Origin of the sequence: Rhodococcus sp. EPR-147, from assembly GCF_001647185.1 — a bacterium.
Classification (GTDB): Bacteria; Actinomycetota; Actinomycetes; order Mycobacteriales; family Mycobacteriaceae; genus Rhodococcoides.
Genome location: NZ_LVCU01000464.1, coordinates 1 through 1,524 on the forward strand (window position 1 = coordinate 1; position 1,524 = coordinate 1,524).

Below are 1,524 nucleotides of genomic sequence, written 5' to 3' on the forward strand. Positions count from 1 at the left end.
TATATCGATGCACTGTTGGGTCCTGAGAGAACACGCGAGTGTTTCTTTCTAGGCAAGACATATACGAGCAAGAGATTGTGTTTACATCGCATCGCTTCGGTGGTGGCTGGTAGCACGTGTGGTTTCTTGGTTGTGTGTTGTTTGAGAATTGCACAGTGGACGCGAGCATCTTTGTTGTAAGTAATGAAGAGCGTACGGTGGATGCCTTGGCACCAGGAGCCGATGAAGGACGTAGGAGGCTGCGATAAGCCTCGGGGAGCTGTCAACCGAGCTGTGATCCGAGGGTGTCCGAATGGGGAAACCCAGCACGAGTGATGTCGTGTTACCTGCACCTGAATATATAGGGTGTGTGGAGGGAACGTGGGGAAGTGAAACATCTCAGTACCCACAGGAAGAGAAAACAACAGTGATTCCGTGAGTAGTGGCGAGCGAAAGCGGATGAGGCCAAACTTTGTGCGTGTGATACCCGGCAGGGGTTGCGTATGGAGGGTTGTGGGGTTTGCATTGTCGATTCTGCCGGATCGGCCGACAGTGAGAAATTGTGGTGTTAGTCGAAGTGGTCTGGAACGGCCTGTCGTAGAGGGTGAGAGTCCCGTAGACGAAAACACTGCAACTGTCGTTGCGAATACCCAAGTAGCAGCGGGCCCGTGAAATCTGCTGTGAATCTGTCGGGACCACCCGATAAGCCTGAATACTCCCTGGTGACCGATAGCGGACTAGTACCGTGAGGGAAAGGTGAAAAGTACCCCGGGAGGGGAGTGAAATAGTACCTGAAACCGTGCGCTTACAATCCGTCAAAGCTGGTGAACAGTTTACTGTTGCTGGTGATGGCGTGCCTTTTGAAGAATGAGCCTGCGAGTTAGTGGCATGTCGCGAGGTTAACCCGTGTGGGGTAGCCGTAGCGAAAGCGAGTCCGAATAGGGCGTATCACCGTATGGTGTGTAGTGGCGTGTTCTAGACCCGAAGCGGAGTGATCTACCCATGGCCAGGTTGAAGCGACGGTAAGACGTCGTGGAGGACCGAACCCACTTAGGTTGAAAACTGAGGGGATGAGTTGTGGGTAGGGGTGAAAGGCCAATCAAACTCCGTGATAGCTGGTTCTCCCCGAAATGCATTTAGGTGCAGCGTCACGTGTTTCTCACCGGAGGTAGAGCTACTGGATGGTCTAGGGGGCCTACAAGCTTACCGAAATCAGCCAAACTCCGAATGCCGGTGAGTGAGAGCGTGGCAGTGAGACTGCGGGCGATAAGGTTCGTAGTCGAGAGGGAAACAGCCCAGATCGCCAGCTAAGGTCCCTAAGCGTGTACTAAGTGGAAAAGGATGTGGGGTCGCGAAGACAACCAGGAGGTTGGCTTAGAAGCAGCCACCCTTGAAAGAGTGCGTAATAGCTCACTGGTCAAGTGATCCTGCGCCGACAATGTAGCGGGGCTCAAGTACACCACCGAAGCTGCGGCACTCACACAACAGCCCCATGCAAGTCTGCGGATTTGTGTGCAGGTGTGTGGGTGGGTAGGGGAGCGTCGT

General features: G+C 53.9%; 1 rRNA gene. It reads left to right on the forward strand.

From position 1 onward, the window contains the following. Positions 1-174: 174 nt before the first annotated feature. Positions 175-1,524: ribosomal RNA gene (locus A2J02_RS20115) — 23S ribosomal RNA — on the forward strand; the annotation flags it as partial.